The 18,919-nt window shown below is 48.1% G+C and carries 15 protein-coding genes; 3 read left to right on the top strand and 12 right to left on the bottom strand.

All coding sequences use genetic code 11. The features are described from left to right. Positions 1-8: 8 nt before the first annotated feature. The 10 genes from HMPREF1212_RS19035 to HMPREF1212_RS19080 form a co-directional block, all read right to left on the bottom strand. Positions 9-683: a phosphatidylserine decarboxylase family protein gene (locus HMPREF1212_RS19035; RefSeq protein ID WP_046150697.1), complete on the bottom strand. Its 675-nt coding sequence runs from the start codon at positions 681-683 to the stop codon at positions 9-11. A 153-nt stretch (positions 684-836) separates the two neighbouring features. Then, positions 837-4,100 (bottom strand): UvrD-helicase domain-containing protein, encoded by a 3,264-nt coding sequence (locus HMPREF1212_RS19040; RefSeq protein WP_046150698.1) that lies wholly within the window; start codon positions 4,098-4,100, stop codon positions 837-839. A 12-nt stretch (positions 4,101-4,112) separates the two neighbouring features. Continuing rightward, on the bottom strand, positions 4,113-4,457 hold the full coding sequence (locus HMPREF1212_RS19045; RefSeq protein ID WP_028727226.1) for a translation initiation factor: 345 nt from the start codon (positions 4,455-4,457) through the stop codon (positions 4,113-4,115). A 129-nt stretch (positions 4,458-4,586) separates the two neighbouring features. Continuing rightward, positions 4,587-5,063, bottom strand: coding sequence for a 2-C-methyl-D-erythritol 2,4-cyclodiphosphate synthase (gene ispF / locus HMPREF1212_RS19050; RefSeq protein ID WP_028727227.1), 477 nt, complete (start codon positions 5,061-5,063; stop codon positions 4,587-4,589). Between the two features lie 16 nt (positions 5,064-5,079). Beyond that, the gene (gene porV / locus HMPREF1212_RS19055; RefSeq protein WP_046150699.1) at positions 5,080-6,270 is read right to left on the bottom strand and encodes a type IX secretion system outer membrane channel protein PorV; all 1,191 of its coding nucleotides are present in this window, start codon (positions 6,268-6,270) and stop codon (positions 5,080-5,082) included. A gap of 72 nt (positions 6,271-6,342) precedes the next feature. Beyond that, entirely contained in the window at positions 6,343-9,729 is a 3,387-nt protein-coding gene (gene porU / locus HMPREF1212_RS19060) for a type IX secretion system sortase PorU (RefSeq protein WP_046150700.1), read from the bottom strand. 90 nt (positions 9,730-9,819) lie between these two features. Then, positions 9,820-10,434, bottom strand: a complete 615-nt coding sequence (locus tag HMPREF1212_RS19065; RefSeq protein WP_028727230.1) for a fumarylacetoacetate hydrolase family protein — start codon at positions 10,432-10,434, stop codon at positions 9,820-9,822. 1 nt (position 10,435) lies between these two features. Further along, positions 10,436-11,086, bottom strand: coding sequence for a redox-sensing transcriptional repressor Rex (locus HMPREF1212_RS19070; RefSeq protein WP_028727231.1), 651 nt, complete (start codon positions 11,084-11,086; stop codon positions 10,436-10,438). Positions 11,087-11,234: 148 nt separating this feature from the next. Next, the gene (locus HMPREF1212_RS19075) at positions 11,235-12,689 is read right to left on the bottom strand and encodes an aminoacyl-histidine dipeptidase (protein WP_046150701.1); all 1,455 of its coding nucleotides are present in this window, start codon (positions 12,687-12,689) and stop codon (positions 11,235-11,237) included. Between the two features lie 145 nt (positions 12,690-12,834). Continuing rightward, positions 12,835-13,848, bottom strand: a complete 1,014-nt coding sequence (locus HMPREF1212_RS19080; protein ID WP_046150702.1) for a lysylphosphatidylglycerol synthase transmembrane domain-containing protein — start codon at positions 13,846-13,848, stop codon at positions 12,835-12,837. A gap of 96 nt (positions 13,849-13,944) precedes the next feature. Here HMPREF1212_RS19080 and rsmA point away from each other — a divergent pair, with 96 nt between their 5' ends. Genes rsmA through mgtE form a run of 3 tightly spaced genes read left to right on the top strand, consistent with a single transcriptional unit; the run spans position 13,945 to position 17,819 of the window. Continuing rightward, a complete protein-coding gene (gene rsmA / locus HMPREF1212_RS19085; protein WP_028727234.1) occupies positions 13,945-14,748 on the top strand; it encodes a 16S rRNA (adenine(1518)-N(6)/adenine(1519)-N(6))-dimethyltransferase RsmA in 804 nt (267 codons plus the stop codon). Positions 14,749-14,769: 21 nt separating this feature from the next. Then, positions 14,770-16,476 carry a phosphoethanolamine transferase gene (locus tag HMPREF1212_RS19090; protein ID WP_082099937.1) on the top strand — a complete coding sequence of 569 codons (1,707 nt, stop codon included), beginning with the start codon at positions 14,770-14,772 and terminating at the stop codon, positions 16,474-16,476. Continuing rightward, a complete protein-coding gene (mgtE, locus tag HMPREF1212_RS19095; RefSeq protein WP_028727236.1) occupies positions 16,473-17,819 on the top strand; it encodes a magnesium transporter in 1,347 nt (448 codons plus the stop codon). Before HMPREF1212_RS19090 ends, mgtE begins: the two co-directional genes overlap by 4 nt. 141 nt (positions 17,820-17,960) lie before the next feature. Here the strand turns inward: mgtE and HMPREF1212_RS19100 are convergent, their stop codons facing one another. Together HMPREF1212_RS19100 and HMPREF1212_RS19105 are read right to left on the bottom strand one after the other, a co-directional pair. Beyond that, positions 17,961-18,431, bottom strand: coding sequence for a glucosaminidase domain-containing protein (locus tag HMPREF1212_RS19100; RefSeq protein WP_046150704.1), 471 nt, complete (start codon positions 18,429-18,431; stop codon positions 17,961-17,963). A 25-nt stretch (positions 18,432-18,456) separates the two neighbouring features. Further along, a complete protein-coding gene (locus HMPREF1212_RS19105) occupies positions 18,457-18,918 on the bottom strand; it encodes an HU family DNA-binding protein (protein ID WP_046150576.1) in 462 nt (153 codons plus the stop codon). Position 18,919 lies beyond the last annotated feature (1 nt).

Below are 18,919 nucleotides of genomic sequence, written 5' to 3' on the forward strand. Positions count from 1 at the left end.
TCCGGGTCTCATTCGCACGGACATTTGCCTAATCGTGCGATCGGAGTCTGATTACCGGTAACCTTCTGATCCATTTCGATCAGGACTTCCGTTCCCACCGGTAAATAAACATCTACACGCGATCCGAACTTGATAAAACCCATTTGTTCGTCTACATGACATTTCTCTCCTACTTTGGCGTAGGTAACGATCCGCCGTGCAAGTGCCCCTGCAATCTGGCGTGCCAGTACGTCTACTCCGCTCTTCGTCGTGATAACAACAGCCGAACGTTCGTTCTCGGTACTGCTTTTCGGTAAATAGGCCGCCATGAATCGTCCGTTATTATGGGAAACGTGCTTCACTGTGCCGTTTACCGGGAACCAGTTGGCATGTACATTGAATACGGACATGAAGATAGATATCTGTAAGCATTTCCGGTGAAGGATCTCATTCTCCATCACCTCTTCAATCGCTACGATCGTACCGTCGGCGGGTGCAATAACCAGTCCTTCGGAGTCGTAAGGGAAACGACGGAACGGACTGCGGAAGAAATTCAGTACCAGCAGAAAGAGAATGGTCGATACCGAAGCAACGGAATAGAACAACGTCTCCTTGCTGACGGTATGGTATAATGCGACATTCACGATAAACAACACCGTAAACAACGTAAGTAGTAGACCTGTTCCTTCTTTATGTACTTTCATTCTTTTTCTGAAACTGCGTTTTTATTACAATCTGCAAAAGTATTCATTTTTACGGAATAACAAAACAATTCAGTTGACAATTGACAGTTCGCAGTTGACAGATAAATGAATTGTAACCATAATTACGAACAAATGTCTGTCTATTGCCGTTTATCAGCTGTCGACCGGTACGATTTTTCCCTGTTCGACATACCAGAGGAAACCTTCCACTTTGCCATAATCCATCTGGCGGATCAGCTTCATATAGTTCTTTACCTGGCTATGATGCCGCTTATCCTGTAGGTCTCCGAATTTATAATCGACCACCACCACTTTATCGTCCGATATCATTACCCGGTCAGGACGTTTCGACAACCCCTTGCCGAAAAGGATATCTACTTCGTTCAGCACACGGGCAGTCCCATCGTACCAGGGCAGGACTTCCGGTGTATCCAACAGTTCTTCCAGACGGGCGATCAGCGTTCCTGCTTCATTTTTATTGATCACACCGGCCAGACGGTAACTTTCCACGGCCGACTCTATGTCCGCACAGGTTCGTATCTGGCTCAACACTTCGTGCATCAATGCGCCGTGTTTACGCTTTTCATTATCGAAGAAAAAGCCTTTACCATGCAGGCGAAGTTGCAGACGGTCGTCGGGAGAAATGGAGTTGATACGGATCATTTCAACCTCTTCCGGTGCCGAACTGTCGCTCTTGGCTGCTGACGGATGCCACCAGCTACCCAATTCGAAAAGACCGGCCTTCGTATCGAAGGAAGAGGGCAACGGCATTAGCGATTCTCCCTGTTTAGTATCCGTTACTTTCCAATGCAGGCCGGCCCAGAGAGCGTCGGCGATAGTCGATATTTTTTCCACTTCTCCGGTTCCTTCGTTAATCTTTTTAGGACGCGGGGAAAAGACGATCAGCTCTTCTTTGGAACGCGTAAAAGCAACATACAACGTATTCAGGTTATCGATAAAGGCATGAAGCCGTTCGCGGAAATAGTCTTCCGCAAAGATGGTATTCCCCAGCGACTGGCTGTAACGCACCGGAACCAGATGCAGGCGGTTGAAAGGTTGCGTCTCCGGCTTGCACCAAAGGATAACGGGCTTTGTCGGCTTATGGTCGATCTCCCAGTCTCCAAAGGGGATGATCACCACCTTAAAGCCCAGTCCTTTCGACTTATGGACGGTCAGGATACGGATCGCATTCTGCGCATCGGGAGTAGCGATCGTTTTCCGATAGCCTGCTTCCTCCCACCATTTCAGGAAACGGCTCAGGTCGGCACTTTCCTTCTGGGTATATTCGGATACCATATCGAGGAAGGCTTGTACGAATACCTGCTCATTATCCTGAAAATATCCGGAGAAAAGACGGAAAAGCCCTTCGGATATTTCATACAGCGACTGGCGGGAGAGAGCCAACAATTCAGTGGCGATCTCCGGCGGGAAATCCAATCCGGAAACAGGCACAGAGCAGACAGTCCCGTCTGCTGCGTCCACCGGCTCTCCTTTCAGTATCCGGTAGGAGTATAAGGCGGTTTGTTCGTTAATCTTATCTTCGGGGTTCTTCAGATAACGCAGAAGGGCGATCATAAATCGTACCGCAGGCGAACCGCTGACGAACAGAGCCTCATCGGATATGATATCGTAATTGTAACGGTCGGACGGGTTTTCTTCCTTGTAGGAAAGCAATTTATCCGCCACCATCGCACCTTCCATATTCGTTCGAACCAGGATCGCTATATCTTTCAGCGCATACCCATTGTCCTGCAGTTGTTCGACCACCTGCGGCAAGCGGTCGAGGGCTTCCTCTTTCCAATCCCTGTCTTCATCACCGGAAAGAAATTCGATCCTGACATGCCCGTCCTTCTGCTGGAAGGGGGGCGGTACCTGTTGATAACTCCTATCATAAGCGGACATGATCTTTGTCAGAAAAGCAGCACGCTGTTCATCGCTGAGCGAAGAGGTCAGCAGGTTTTCATTGTATGTTGTCTGTAGGATACCGGGGATGGAAGTGAAAAAGGTATTGTTGAATTCCACTATATTACGGCAACTACGCCAGTTCTCCTTCAATGTTTCTTCCTTTACCTCTTCGGGAGAAAAGTCGGTTTGCACCTGCTCGTCCAGCAGTTTCCAGTCGGAGTTACGGAAACGGTAGATACTTTGTTTCACGTCACCTACGATCAGGTTACCACGGCCGTGCCCCAGGCTTTCTTCTATCAGCGGACGGAAGTTATTCCATTGCATGCCGCTGGTATCCTGAAACTCATCGATCATATAATGATCCACATGGGTACCCGTCTTCTCGTAGATGAACGGGGCGTCGCTGCCACCGATCACCTTGTTTAGCAGTTCGGTGGTATCGGCAATCAGCATGACATTCTTTTCTTCCCGGTAAGAAGCGATCTGCCGGGAAACGTCGGTCAGGATGCCAAGGGTATAATAATAGCGGACTATTTCGCGCGCCGTATTATAAGCAGTCAGGTTGGAGAAGAGGGCGACAATATTCTTGATACAGTCATTCAACCCGTCTTCAAATGCACAGCCGATGATCTGGCGGGTTCCCTGCGGGGTCGTCTTGGCGAAACAACCATCCAGGTTATCTGCCAGGCTGATAAACGTAGCGGAAGGATCTTTCATCTCTCCCCGTTCCAACCGTTCGAGGAAGGTCATCGGCGAACGGCTACCTCCTTTGAAGTCGGTAGTCTTAAGGGCATATTTCCCCAGAATCTCCAGTCCTCTTTCACCCAGACGTTTAGCTTCGGCTTCTACCGAACGGATGATAGAGTAGAGATCGTTCTTATAGTTCTCGAGGGCTTCCTTATCTTGTATATCTTTTGCTACTTCGTCGCTCGAAGCCTTATAGCTTTCTTTAAACACTTCGCGACTCAGCGACATGATATCTTTACGCAGGTTCCATTCGCCACCGCTCTCGATCTTGTCTTCGGCAAAACGGAGAAGCCAGCCCAGAAGTTCTTTGCTTTCCGGCTTTTCCAGGTCGGCCAGCAGGTTGTCGATAGCGGAAGTCAGTACCAACTCCTGATCCATTTCGATGCCATAGCCACCCTGCAAACCGATCTCACGGGTAAAGGCGCGCATGGTCTGCTGGAAGAAACGGTCGATCGTACTGATATTGAAAGCCGAATAGTCGTGAAGAATATCCGTTAATATCTTACCGGCCTGTTTACGTACCTGTTCCTCCGTCAACGAATAGGCAGACTTCAGGGAGTCCACATAATCGGATTTCCGGCCGGACGAGAGGTTATACAACTCCTCTACGATACGGCTTTTCATCTCATCGGTCGCCTTATTGGTAAACGTCACAGCGAGGATACGACGGTATGCGCCCGCACCGGCGAATAGCAAATTCAGATATTCACCCGTCAATTTATGGGTCTTACCGGCTCCGGCAGAGGCTCTGTAAACAGTCAGCATAATTACATTATTCTATATGATCCGGGATTTAACGTATCCCTCTTTTTGCAATATCTCAAGAACTTTCTGGCGGAGATCGCCCTGTACGATAATTTCGCCATCCTTGGCGGAACCGCCTACCCCACATTTCACCTTCAGGAATTTGCCCAGTGCGGTAAGATCGTCCGTTGTTCCACGGAAGCCGGTCACCAGGGTTACGGCTTTCCCGCCTCGGTTACGTTTATCCAACGAGATACGTAAGAGTTGTTTTTCTTTGAGAATCGTATCCTCTTCCGCTTCATCACCTGTATTATATTGAAAGTCGGGGTTGGTAGAATACATCACACCCAAACGATCTTTCCAGTCATTATTCTTCATTTTCTATTATTTTATCAACATCAAAGCTACAAATAAACGGGGAAATAACAAGATGAAACAAACGAAAAATGCCGCCTGAAAGAACAGGTGGCATAACGTACTGAAATCATTCTTAAAAAAGAAAGACGATCAACGGGTGATCAACACGGTAGCATAAGCCGCAATACCTTCCTGACGGCCTGTAAAACCGAGCTTTTCGGTTGTCGTTGCTTTAATGGATATATCTTCTTCGTCCACCTGCATCACCTCTGCCAGTGTTTGTTTCATCAGAGGGATATGAGGATTGAGCTTAGGACGTTCGGCTGCCACGGTGGCATCGATATTGCCAAGTTCATAGCCTGCATCACGCAACAACTTCATGGTGTCACGCAATAATATCTTGCTGTCTATATTCTTATATTCTCCGGCTGTATCGGGGAAGTGATAACCGATATCACGCATATTCGCAGCCCCCAGCAGTGCATCGCAAATAGCATGTATCAACACATCGGCATCGCTATGGCCTAACAAACCCAACGTATGTTCGATCCGAATGCCACCCATCCATAATTCACGGTCGGGCACCAGCGCATGTACATCGTAACCAAAACCTACACGTATCTTCATATTAGTTGACAGTTTCTTATCTGAACAGGTTTTTGATACCGTCCATATCGAACGAGAGGGAGAAACGCAATGTCTGGTCTAACGGGTTACTCTGAACCGTACTTACCAGATAAGCAGCATCCAACTGGAACACACTCATACGGAAACCTGCTCCGACAGAGAAGTACTGACGGTTACCTTTATTGGCATTTTCATAGAAATAACCACCACGCAGGAAGAACTGCTCGTTATAGCTATACTCGGCACCGATAGATACCATCACCTCCTGTAACTCACCTTTGAAACCGTCGGGAGAATCACTGAAAGAACGGAAAATACCGGAGATACCGGATACATCATTATATTCCAGTTTCTTTTTGTCATACTCTTCACGTTCTTCGTCAGTTGCACCTTCCTTCAGATAAGGCAGACTCGGCACCAGATATTTACTCAGGTCGACATATAGACCGATCCGGTTAAAATCGTCGATCGGATAAAGTAAACCTGTTCCCAAACGGAGAGTGGTGGGAAGGAATTCATTGGTAGTTCCACCGTTATATGATATTTTAGTACCGATATTAGACACATTAAAACCTAAGCTCCATAAAGCCTCTGCCTGCCCCAGAACCACATACTTCTCCAGATAACCGGCAATATCGGCTGCAAAAGCATTACCAGGAACACGACTTTCATCTTGCGCATCCTGTCCCATATCCGAACGGATATAGCGCATGGCTACAGCCATAGAGTAAGATTCGGATAGCTTACGGCTATAACTAACGTCGAATGCCATTTCATAAGGACTTACCATATATCCTTGATCTTCCGTATTACCGGTACTATTAGTCGGTACATCCCCCAGTGAGAAATAACGCAACGAAGCGCCTATCGCCTGCAAATCACTATCACCAATCTTATAATATCCGGAAAGGTTTGCCAAGGCAACATCGTTAACCAATTTGCGCAACCAGGGAGTATAAGATAAAGAAACACCTGCTTTACTGTACATAAAAGCATACTTGGCGGGGTTCCAGTATTGTGAGTTTATATCCGGAGTAGTAGACGCTCCATTATCCCCCATCGCACCGGCACGGGCATCAGGTGCAATAGAAAGAGAAGGTACGGCTGTATTAACCGGGGCAAATTTATCTTTCTGTGCCCAGGTAGTAAAGACAGCCAGTAAACTGAAAACTACTATAAGTGTACTAATTCTTAAATTCTTTATCATACTATATTCCTGTTAAATACGCGGCAAGTAACAAACTTACCTTACGAACATATAAACTGATTTTGTTTTACTTTATTGTGCGAGGATTATTAATTTCTTTGCTTCCGTCGCTTCCTTAGAGCCACCGGAGCTGATCGCTGCACGATATATATAAACACCCGGACGCAGCCGTCCACCCCTGTTATTGGACAGATCCCAGGTCACCGTATACGATTTGAAAAGCTCGGAAGAACCTGTTTCCTCATGCCGCCATTGCAAGCGTCCAACCATATCGTAAACCATAATCCCGACAGTCAATTGGCTTTCCGGACGGTTATGGAACAGATGGAAAGTCACCTGTTCGCGAGCCGGCGTAGGTGAAGCCGTCAGTTCCAGCAGATACGGTTTCAATCCTTCCACTACCTCGAACTCAAACTCCTGTGTTGTCGAGTTGTTCTGTATATCCCAGACTTTAAACTCTGCTTTATGCACTCCCGGAGTCAATGCCGGAAGCAGGTATTTTACAATTCCCTCTCCGTCGCTACCCGGTATCAGTTCATAATAACTGTTCAGGTTAAAACTCAAAGACGGATTACCGTCGATGATTAGCATCATATCATGTCCGATACTGCTGCCTGTTATATTCACACCACTCTTATCCCAGAGACGGGCCACAAAGAACGGGGTCGTATTGACCTGACCGCCACTGACAAAAGTAGAATCATTCAGATAAAGTGTACGGATTTCCGGGCCGTCCTGGTCGTCGTCCGCATTATCGTCAGTGCCGCCGACCCGATAATTAAGGTAAGCACCCTGCGCCTCGACATTAGTCGATTCATCCGAGGCATACAGGTTCATCTTTCCAAATTCGTTCGAATAGGAGATATCTTTAGGCACAGTAAAGGTGAAACTGAATTTTCCCGAACGGACGGAGTCGTTACCGATAAAGAGAATGTTCGAGTAGTCCGTATACTTGAAGGTCTTACCTATTTTATTATTATCCAGTGTCTCGTAAGAAACACGGCTATCCAGAACAGTCGGGTTCAGCAGACCGGAAAAGCCTGTTGCCACGTTTCCTTCCGGGTTCAGCACTTCACCTTCTACGGTTATTTTCTGTAATGCTTTAAAAGTAACGGGCTCACTCGTTACCGGGTTTCCGTTTATCGCCGTTATGTTCATACGATACTCCGGATAGGAAAGCTTCAATGCCGGGTCACCGATCAGGGCAAATCCCAACTTATAACGGCTTGAACCTAGACTTTGCTTGGTTGCTTTCATCACTTCCCCCAATGTCAACCGGCGCCCGTTCTTCTTCTCGAACAAATTACGGATCAGGTTATCATTGATCGTGAAGTTCGGACTGGAATAGGCCACACGGGTAGTCGTGAACAATCCGATACCGCCACTTACCTTATTCAGGAAGACCTGCTCACCGGCAGAGGTTACCGGAGCATCAAAACGGCAGAAGTCGCAAGTAGCCGTGATCCAGATCGGCAGACGGGTATAGGTGGATTTGGTAATATCACTTTCCGTCAAGACCTGTTCGTCACTCCAGGAAACGGTATTTCCGTGTCCCGTATAATTGATCAGCAACTGACCGCTCTTAAGGAGTTTCTGGATATCTGTCTTCACGACCGGATACGTACTCAGCCCTCCGGAAATATCTTTCTTATAGGCATCGAAATAAATCTTATTCACCAGGAACTCGGGATGGCTGGTATTTATATATTCTCCCAGGGCATCGGCCTGTTCCGCATGTTGTATCATATAACCATCGGCTCCGTTACCATCGTCCGCCACAAAGCAAACATTGTTTTTCCACGATCCGGTCTCCTTATTATCCATATAATTGATGACCTTATCCACCATGTTGGTCGCCTCGGTCACTGTCCGCACCGGGAAACGCCCGATACCGATATCGATCTTCGAGGCCAGCAGTCCCTTGCCGTTATTGCTATCGTCGAGGAAACCGAAGTAGTCGTCTATCACATACGATTTATCATCCAGCGACTCGTCCGTCTGGTAAGTCAGCAACATATTATTTGTCGTCACATTCTGCCAGCTCGATGTAAGGAAACGGTTATCGAAGGCACCGTCACCGAAAAGAAGCAGATATTTGGGGGCATCGCTCTCGGAAGTCTGACGGTCATAGAACATCTTCATAAAACGGCGATAGGCAGTCGCATCCGGGGTTCCGCTGGAAAACTCGTTGTAGACAACTTCCGGGGTAACTACCTGAACCGACAATCCGTCACGGTCGCGGTGTGCTTCCGCTAGACGCTCTGCCTGGCTCGTCAATCCCGGTTGTGCAAGGATGATCATATCGGTTTGAGGTAAAGCATGCAAGTCCTGGTTTGCCACATCGCCCACTACTTTCGGAGTCGGGAGTGTCTGATTACGCTGTACCAGGGCAAACTCTCTTAATGTTCCCGAAGGAATGGAGAAAGACAATTCGCTTCCGCTCAATTCCGTTTCCATCCGTTTCGGATTTATAGGATCCGTCACATCAAAAACCAATGTATTGGCATTGGCATTCTGAACGACAAACCGGGAAGAATTATTGACAGAAGCCAGGCTGCGGAAGAATGTGCAAGCGCCATAAGGCTGTAACTCGCGCACCATCTGCAAACGGATAAAGTCGAGATATACATTTTTATGCCCGTACTGTCCGTATCTTACATTGACTTTGGTATTTGCTCTTTTCTCACCTTTCCAGTCGGCCACTTCATACGCCAGGTTCGCTTTTGTATATTCATCGCTGGAAGCACTGTAACTGATTGTTCTCGATATCAGTTCACTTCCCCCTATGCTCAAAGTGACACTCCCCGTACCGCTGGTAGGCTTTGCTATAAAACGCAGCGTCACCTTACCGTCGTCATTGGTGATCCCTGTGATGCCATTAAATGAGAAATCCCTCGAAAGGGTCATATCCATTGCTTCGCCAAACAGCTCACGTCCGGAGTTATTCACAGAAACCAGGTCTTTTTCATGTACCCGGTAATCATCGAACGTCGTTATTTTCAGGGAAGCACCTGCTGCGGAAGCAACAGTCTCCATTTCCTTTGTTGCCGTAGCATCCGTCAGGAAATAATAACCATACTGAGAATATGGATTATTAGTATGGACAAAACATCTGTTTGTCGTATCATACGTCCACTTTACCACTCCGCGCCCGTAGAACAGCAGGAAATCGTCACCACGCCAGGTTGCCACAGCCGGTACATCATCGATGTAAGTGTTTGAGAAATCTTCATCCAGTATCCAACCGCCATAACCATGCACGGAGACTTTCGCCGGGTCGGAGAACCCCATCGAACGAAGATCGGAATAAGAAAGTTTATAAATGCCGTCTTCTTCCACCTGCACCTTCACCCATTTACCGGACGATAAAGCCGATTTGGCAGCATAGCGGCTCCCATCAGCCCAGGCGGAAGTAAGAAAACAAATACTTATTATTAACGTATATATTATTCGTAACATACTCTTTTTCAGATGACAGTTAATAGTTATTCCAGCCTTCATTACCGTGCGTGAAACTCAACTGCCGATGTGCTACTTGCCAACTGCCAACTATTTCACGTGGAAATCCAGAAGCTTCCTTTCGCCGATATATCCCTGCAAATGATCATCGATCTTAACAGGCCCTACCCCTGCCGGAGTTCCTGTAAATATCAGATCTCCGATTTTGAGGGTAAAGAAACGGCTCACATAAGCGATGATCTTGTCGACCGGGAAAAGCATATCCGAGGTATTCCCCTCTTGCACATTCTTTCCGTTTATATCCAGATGGAACGGGATACGGTTCACATCCCCCACCCTGTCCAATGGCACAAACGACCCGATAACAGCCGAATTATCAAAAGCTTTACTGATCTCCCAGGGTAATCCTTTCGCACGCAGCTCTCTTTGCAGGTCACGGGCAGTAAAGTCGATACCGACTGTTACCTCACTATAGTAACGGGATGCAAAACGCTCGGCGATATTCTTACCCAGCCGGTCTATCTTTACAACAATCTCGGTTTCATAATGTATCTCCGACGAAAAATCGGGGATAAAAAACGGTTTGCCGTCTTTCAACAAGGAAGAATCGGACTTCATAAAGATAGTAGGCTCCGATAATTCTAACGAATGATGCAGCTCTTTATTGTGCTCCGCATAATTCATTCCTACTGCTATAATCTTCATTTCAGTGATTTATTGAGTTCAAACGATTAAACATGACAGCCAGATGGGCATACATGGAAGTATTCTGCACGACAATATGCTCCGGTACGCGGATACGGAACGGGGTAAAGTTCCATAAGGCCTTGATCCCTCCGGCGATGATCTGTTCGGTTACTTCCTGCGCTTTATCCACCGGCACAGTGATCACTCCGATCGTGGCCCCGTACTCTTTTTGCTTGGCCGGGAAATCATCCAGATGAAAAACAGGTATCCCGTTGATCACCGTACCTGCCAGCTCCCTGCGCACATCGAAACCGGCTACAATTTCCAGTCCGTACTGATTTAATCCGGAGTCCTGCAACAAGGCAGCCCCCAGGCTACCGACACCAAACAGGAACGCTTTATGCTGTACGGTAAAACCCAGAAAGTCTTCCAGGACATCCACCAAAGTACAAATCTCATAACCTACCCGGGTCTTACCGGAAATATTCACAAAAGAAAGGTCTTTTGCCACCTGACTGGGATCTACATTAATCTCTTTAGCAATCTGGGTAGATGATACAAAAGTCTCCCCCTTACCTTTCAAGAGCTTCAGGAAGGCAAGATACCAGGGCAGTCTCCGGAGTGTCGGCTCCGGCAGTTTCCAGGCTTGTTTCATTTCATCATTGGCCATTATCTTTATACTTATTAATGCAGCTCACAAAAGTACAATTTTTTTCTTTCCGACAGGGTCTATCACTAATAAATAAAAAAAACCGCATACCCAGTTACGGATATACGGTCCTTCGTATGACGGATAATCTATTTGAAAGATTATATATTTACATTCTTTCCAGCGCAGCAACAATAAAGTCCCACACTTTCTGTACGGACGGGATACTCACGCGTTCGTCCGGTGAGTGCGGATGTTCCAGATCCGGGCCGATGGAGATCATATCCATCGCAGGATAAGACTCCTGGATGATACCACATTCCAAACCGGCATGCATCACTTTTACCGACGGCTTCTTTCCGAACAGGTCTTCATAGGTCTGCTGCATCACATTCAGGATCGGGGAATTGATATTCGGCTGCCATCCACCGTAAGCGCCGCCGTATTCCACTTTGGCACCAGCCAGAGCGAAGATACTTTCCAGGCTTGAACAAACGGAAGCTTTACGGCTCTCGGAAGAGCTGCGCACCAATATCTTTATCTCGATCAGCTCGTCAGACGACCTGACGATCGCCAGATTGGAAGACGACTCCACCGTACCGGGGAAATCGTTCAACATACTGATCACACCATTCTGGCAACCTTCGATCGCATTGATCAGGTCGTCCTGAATTTCTTCCGGAATCAAGGTAGCAGGCAGATCGACCATTTCAGCAGTAAAACTGATATTATTTTCGATCCCCCTGTATTCTTCGCGGAACATATCCTGATAGTCGGCAACCATTTCCCACAACGACTCTACGTTATCACCGGGAATCGTAATTACGGCAAAAGCCTCCCGGGGAATCGCATTACGAAGCGAACCGCCTTCGATAGACGACAGACGCGCACCGTAATCGCAAACCGCCTCTTTCAGGAAACGGAACATTAATTTATTGGCATTCGCACGTCCGAGATGGATATCCACACCGGAGTGGCCGCCTTTCAACCCCGTCAGGTTCACCTTTACAGCGACATCCCCTTCGGGTACATATGTATCTTCTTTAAACTGTACGGAGATATTCAGATCGGCACCGCCGGCACAACCCACAAACAGTTCGCCTTCCTCTTCCGAGTCGCAGTTGATCAGCGTACCCCCTTTCAGGAATCCGGGTTTCAGGCCGAAAGCGCCATCCATACCTTCTTCTTCATCTATAGTGAAAAGAGCCTCGATCGGGCCATGTTTGATAGTCTCGTCCGAGAGCACAGCCATAGCAAAAGATGCTCCGATACCGTTGTCGGCACCCAGTGTAGTATCACGGGCTGTAACCCAGTCGCCATCTATGTAAGCATCGATCGGATCGGTAAGGAAGTTATGCTTTACGGAAGCATTTTTCTGGGGAACCATATCCAGGTGCGATTGCAGTATAACGGTTTTACGGCCTTCCATTCCGGGGGTTGCAGGTTTGCGGATCAGAACGTTTCCTACTTCATCCCGCAAGGTTTCCAATCCCAATCCTTTACCAAAAGCTTCTACATAACGGGTAACTGCTTCCATGTGTCCCGTAGGACGAGGGATCTGTGTGAGGTCATAGAAATAACCCCAGACATGCTGCGGAAAAAGATTCTTGATTTCTGCTGACATAGTTTCTTCTAAGTTGACAGTTGACAAATGATAGTTGACAGATAAAATGGCAACCGGGATATTGACAACCAGATTAATAAATTATATTAGTAACAAACTTATTCTATAAAAGGATAACCAATGGAGTTTTTTTAACAGCCAACCATCACTCGTCGACTGCCAACTGCACATTGTTATCTCTATTGGTAAGCGGCAGAGCCACAATACCGAACAGACCGCAAATCACCGTCCAGGCCGTTTGCACCGTATGAACCACGAGGGCAAAAGCAGCAGCATCATTTTCATTGACACCGAAGCAAACCAGCGTAGCGATCACCATAAAATGCCAGGCACCGATACCCGCCTGAACCGGAACAGCCACACCGATACTACTCATAGTAAAGGCGATCAGGCCGACCTTTATACCCAGGTCGCGCGTAAAGTCGAAGGCATAGAATGTGATATAGAAATAACAGAAATAACCGCCCCAGATCAACAGGGTCTGCGCCAGGAAAAGGCCTTTCCGCTTCAGTAACCAGACGCTCTTCATTCCGTCCCACACATTCAGCAACAATGACTTTGCTTTCTGCACCAGCGTAAAGTTACTCATATATTTGAAAACAAACCAAATTCCGACCACTAAAATTACTGCAATGACATAAATCCATAGAGAGTCGAACATTTTCCGGAAGCCATCCAGCAAGGCCGGGTTGCGTGCAAAAAAGCTGACAAAGAAGTCGAAATTGAATATAAAGATCAGCAAAGTGATCGATCCGACCACTACCGTATCGCTCACACGGTCTATCAGGAGAGTCCCGAAGAGCTTGGTAAAAGGTATCTTATCATATTTGGTGATTATTCCGCAACGCCATACCTCGCCCACACGGGGAAGAACCATATTCACGGCATAATTACCCAACACAGCATAAACGACGTTGCTCATCTTAAAACGCTCACCCAGCGACGAGATAAGCAGCCCCCAGCGAAGCCCGCGGACAATATTGGCAAACAGGCCGAACAACAAAGAGACCAGGATAATATCGTATCTCACTCCCTCACGGATCACCCGCCATATTTCGGTGACATCCATATTACTGTATAGAAACCACAGCAATAAACAGCCAAAAGCTAAGGGTAGAAATATCTTGACAAACGTTTGTAGGATACTTTTAAAATTCATTCTACGTAGGTTACTTTAAATTATTTGTTGTATTTTTGTGCACCCGCAAAGATAAGCATTATATTTTAATACAAATACTTTACATCAAAGAACTGGATGAGATTAGTTAAGCCAAAGAAAGCATTAGGACAGCATTTCCTGAAGGATTTAGATATCGCCCGGCGCATAGCCGACACACTGTCCGACTACAAGGATTTACCGGTTTTGGAGATCGGCCCGGGGATGGGTGTGCTCACCCAATACCTGCTGGAAGCCGGCCACGACCTGACCGTTGTGGAGTTGGATATGGAGTCGGTAGATTACCTGGAGCAGAACTTCCCCGCGCTTGAAGGACGTATCCTGGCAGAGGATTTCCTGCGGCTGGATCTATCCAAACTATTCCCCGGCCAGTTCTGCGTCATCGGTAACTATCCGTATAATATATCCAGCCAGATATTCTTTAAGGTGCTCGACTTCAGAGAACATGTACCCTGTTGCTCGGGGATGATACAAAAAGAGGTGGCCGAACGCCTGGCAGCCGGCCCTGGCAGCAAGACATACGGCATATTGAGCGTACTGCTGCAAGCCTGGTACACGGTTGAATACCTCTTCACGGTGAGTGAAACCGTATTCGATCCGCCCCCAAAGGTAAAGAGTGCCGTGATCCGTATGGTACGGAACGACCGGAAAGAGCTGGGTTGCGACGAGAAACTATTCAAGACAGTCGTCAAGACTTCTTTCAACCAACGACGGAAAACACTCCGAAACTCGATGAAGCCGTTGCTGGGAAAAGACTGTCCGGATTATGCATTGCCTATCTTTAATCAACGGCCCGAACAATTATCGGTCGAGCAATTCGTTGAATTAACACTGATCACAAACAAGTGGTTGCAACAGACAGGGACAATACAGAAAGAATAAAAACAGGAAAATAAACAAAATATGAAACGAATAGGAAAAATGATCCGGTCGCTATTTCCATCTAACAAGTACGGATGGATGACTCTTTTATTTTTCCTTCTTCTTTTGCCTAACCTTGTAGTGATGTTCCGGTCGAGCGACCTGGCCGGCGACATCCCCAAGCAAGTAGCCTACCTGTTTTTCTCCTGCCTGATCCTGACCGTCCCGGCATTGCTGTTCAAGGCCAGGGTTTATTTTGCCCTGTCGAGTCTTTTCCTGATACTCAGCCCGATCGAGATCGGACATGTCATACTCAACAAGATGCCGATATCCATCGGCCTGATGTCGGCTATCCTGAACACGAACAACCAGGAAGCCTTCGAACTCATCTATTCCCTAAAAGGATATGTCCTTCTTTTTATCCTGATCCTTATCCTCTATTATTGGGTATTGTTCACCCGGATAGAGAACAAACCGATATTCACCGGAAAAGGGAAGATAGTCGTATTCAGCCTGTTTGCCCTTTTCAATATCGCCCTATGGGGAACAATGTGGAAGATGTCGGATTATACCGACGGGGCAGTCTACCGCATGCGGGCGGCCAATTCGAATTTCCTGATGAAATATAAGAAGGTATATCCCTGCGACCTGCTGGCGGCCACCACCGAAGTTTTCGCGATGGAGCGGGAAATAGACCGGATGCAGGAACAACTGAAAGATTTCTCCTTCCGGGCCGAACGACAGGACACCCTGCCCGGAAAAGAGATTTACGTATTAGTGATCGGTGAATCCAGCCGATACGGTAACTACTCGTTGAACGGGTACAACCGTCCCACTTCTCCACTGCTCGACAAACAGGAAAACCTGGTTTCTTACAGCAAAGTACTGACAACATCGAACCTGACCAACATAGCGATCCAACAGATACTCACCCGGGCAACCCCGGATAATCCAGATATCGCCTACAAAGAAAAAGCGCTGCCCGATGCCTTTATCGAATGCGGTTTCAGCACAGCCTGGCTAGCCAGCCAGTCGTCGAGCGACCGTTTCGTGAAACGCATCACAGCCGACATGGACTATACTTTCTTCTCGACTACCGATTTCGACTCTGCCGACAACTACGACGGGAAGCTATTGCCCCACCTCGACTCGGTATTGAGCCTGGACAAACAAAAGCAGCTGATCGTGATCCACACATTGGGAAGCCATTTCCGCTACAACGCCCGCTACCCGGAATCTTTCTGCCGCTTCACGCCCTCACTGCACGACAACACCGGATACGACGTAGTCAGCCCGTCCAACAAAGAAATACTGGTGAACAGCTACGACAACAGCATCTGTTACACCGACTACGTACTGAATGAAATCATCCGGAAGGTGAACGACGAAAAGGCTGTCAGCGCCGTTGTCTACCTGTCCGACCATGCGGAGAACCTCTACGACGACGAACGCAACCTGGCGGTGCACGGCAATACGGAACCCTCTATCTACGAATTGCATATCCCGCTATTTATATGGACTTCCGCCGCCTACCGTGACGCACGGCCAGAAAAAGCAGAAGCCATAGAAGATCATAAAGAGAAGAAAGTAAGCACATCCAATCTGTTCCATTCGTTCCTCGACATCGCCGGCCTGTCTTATCCGGAAGAGGATAAGGGAGAGAGCGTTGCCTCACCGGAATTCAGAGAAGACAGTGTATGGTATATACTAACACCGGACAAGCGTCTGATAAAGAAAAGTGACTTATGATTGAACTAACGAAAGACTATATCGAAAACTTAAAGAGTATCATCTCCGCCAAAGATGATGCCAAAGCACAGGCGATGCTCCACGACCTGTACCCGGCCGATATCGCCGAGTTATACCAGGAACTGAACCTACAGGAAGCTATCTATCTGTATCTGCTGATGGATGGCGACAAAGCAGCCGACGTCCTGATGGAACTGGATGAAGAAGACCGTCATAAGTTACTGAAAGAGCTACCCAACGAATTGATCGCCAAACGCTTCGTCGACAATATGGAGACCGACGACGCCGTAGACCTGATGCGTGAGCTGGACGAAGACACCCAGGAAGAGATCCTTTCGCACATCGAAGACGTGGAGCAGGCGGGCGATATCGTCGACTTGTTGAAATACGACGAAGACACTGCCGGTGGTTTGATGGGTACGGAAATGATCGTGGTCAACGAGAATTGGAGTATGCCCCAGTGTATCGAGGAAATGCGTAAGCAGGCCGAAGACATGGACGAGATCTATTATGTATATGTGATAGACGACGACGAACGCCTGAAAGGTGTTCTCCCGCTCCAACGGCTGATCACCAACCCGTCCGTTTCCAAGATCAAACATGTGATGAAGAAGGAGCCTATCGCGGTACGCGAGAGCGACAGCATCGAAGAGGTGGCCGAAACGATCGAGAAATACGACCTGGTAGCCTTGCCGGTAATAGACAGCATCGGTCGCCTGGTCGGACGCATCACCATCGACGACGTAATGGACGAAGTACGCGAACAGCACGAACGTGATTACCAGTTGGCATCCGGTATCTCGCAGGACGTGGAAACTTCGGATAATGTATTCACCCAGACGGCCGCCCGTCTCCCGTGGTTGCTGATCGGTATGATCGGCGGGCTGGCAAACTCCGTCATCCTCGGCGGTTTTGAAGGGAATCTGGCAAGCAACCCGAAGATGGCTCTCTTTATTCCGCTGATCGGTGGAACAGGGGGAAATGTCGGGATACAATCATCGGCTATCGTGGTACAGGGTCTGGCCAACAACTCACTGAAACAGGATAACATTCTTCCGCAGATATTGAAAGAAGGAATCGTCTCACTTATCAACGCCAGCATTATCAGCCTGGTCGTATTCGTGTATAACTTCTTTATGCTGGGCGACAAAGGGATAACGGCATCCGTCTCCCTGAGCCTGTTCGCCGTCGTCATGTTCGCCAGTATCTTCGGAACCCTTGTCCCCATGACGCTCGACCGCCTGAAGATAGACCCCGCATTGGCTACCGGCCCGTTCATCACGATTACGAACGATATTATCGGGATGATGATTTATATGTTTATTTCTTCGGCGTTAACATAAGGCCTGTTCGGTAAGGTGTGTTGGGTAAGGGCGGTTCACGAACCGCCCCTACGGGTTAACCTTGTTTCTTTCTTCCCAACAGGAACCCCAGTAATTCCATGATAAACTGAAGGATCGTCCTCACCTTGTTTCCTTTCTCACTCATACGCTTTCATTATTTAGATTATACACCAGGGGTACCAGCGACTGTGCAATGCTTTCCAGCATCCTGCAATACGTCTCACGGTTATCCCCGTTCATTTCACTGATATACCGGCTGTAAGCGATCTCACGAGCATACGCCCGGGGGTAATGGCTCACGGCGGCCGCCTGTTTGTAGACAGTAGAGATCAGGCGGGCGAAATCGAGAAAACTGTTTTCAGGCCGGTCGTAACGGCGGAACAACAGACCGTCCGGCTTATCCGGATCCGTCTTGCCGCCATGCCAGTAAGCATTGGTAACGCCATAGCCCGTCAGCCCGAAAAAGTTGTTGTAGCGGGTAGCCAGGGTGCTCTCACCCCAGCCGGTTTCGATTGCAGACTGAGCCAGGATCACTACCGGGTTCAGTCCGTACAACTCACCCGCCAGACGTGCGGCGGGGAAGTACTTCGAGGTAAATGATTGCTTATCCATACGTTGCGACCGGTTCTATGGATAACTACTCGATCACGGGGCGATCGTCTTCACCGCTGCCGCTACCGCCACCTTCCGACGGCTTCGACTCTTCGAGCTTGAAACGTTCGCTCTTGGCCGTCAGGATCAGCTCACGCAACTTCGGCCCGGGGCGGAAACGAAGGCGGGCGCGGTACAACATACTGGAAGAGAATTCCTCCACAGTAACACTTCCCGAACTGGTCTGCACCAGCTGAAACGTACCCAGCTCGCCACATTGCACCACCTCTCCGCGAGCCAGAAACAAGAGAAGGAATTTGATCAGGCGGTCTATCACCACCTTCACATCACCACTCGAAGCGGTGGAGCTATCAGCAACGATACTGCACAACTCCTCGAAGGTACATGTCCCCGTTGCCCGGGTCTGCGCATAGTGGAGTTTCTCTTTCCCCGCTTCCACATTTTTACTCAGGTTCTTTCTAAGAACCAAATGAAATTGTAATGGCATA

This window comes from Parabacteroides sp. HGS0025, assembly GCF_000969845.1.
Taxonomy (GTDB): domain Bacteria; phylum Bacteroidota; class Bacteroidia; order Bacteroidales; family Tannerellaceae; genus Parabacteroides; species Parabacteroides gordonii.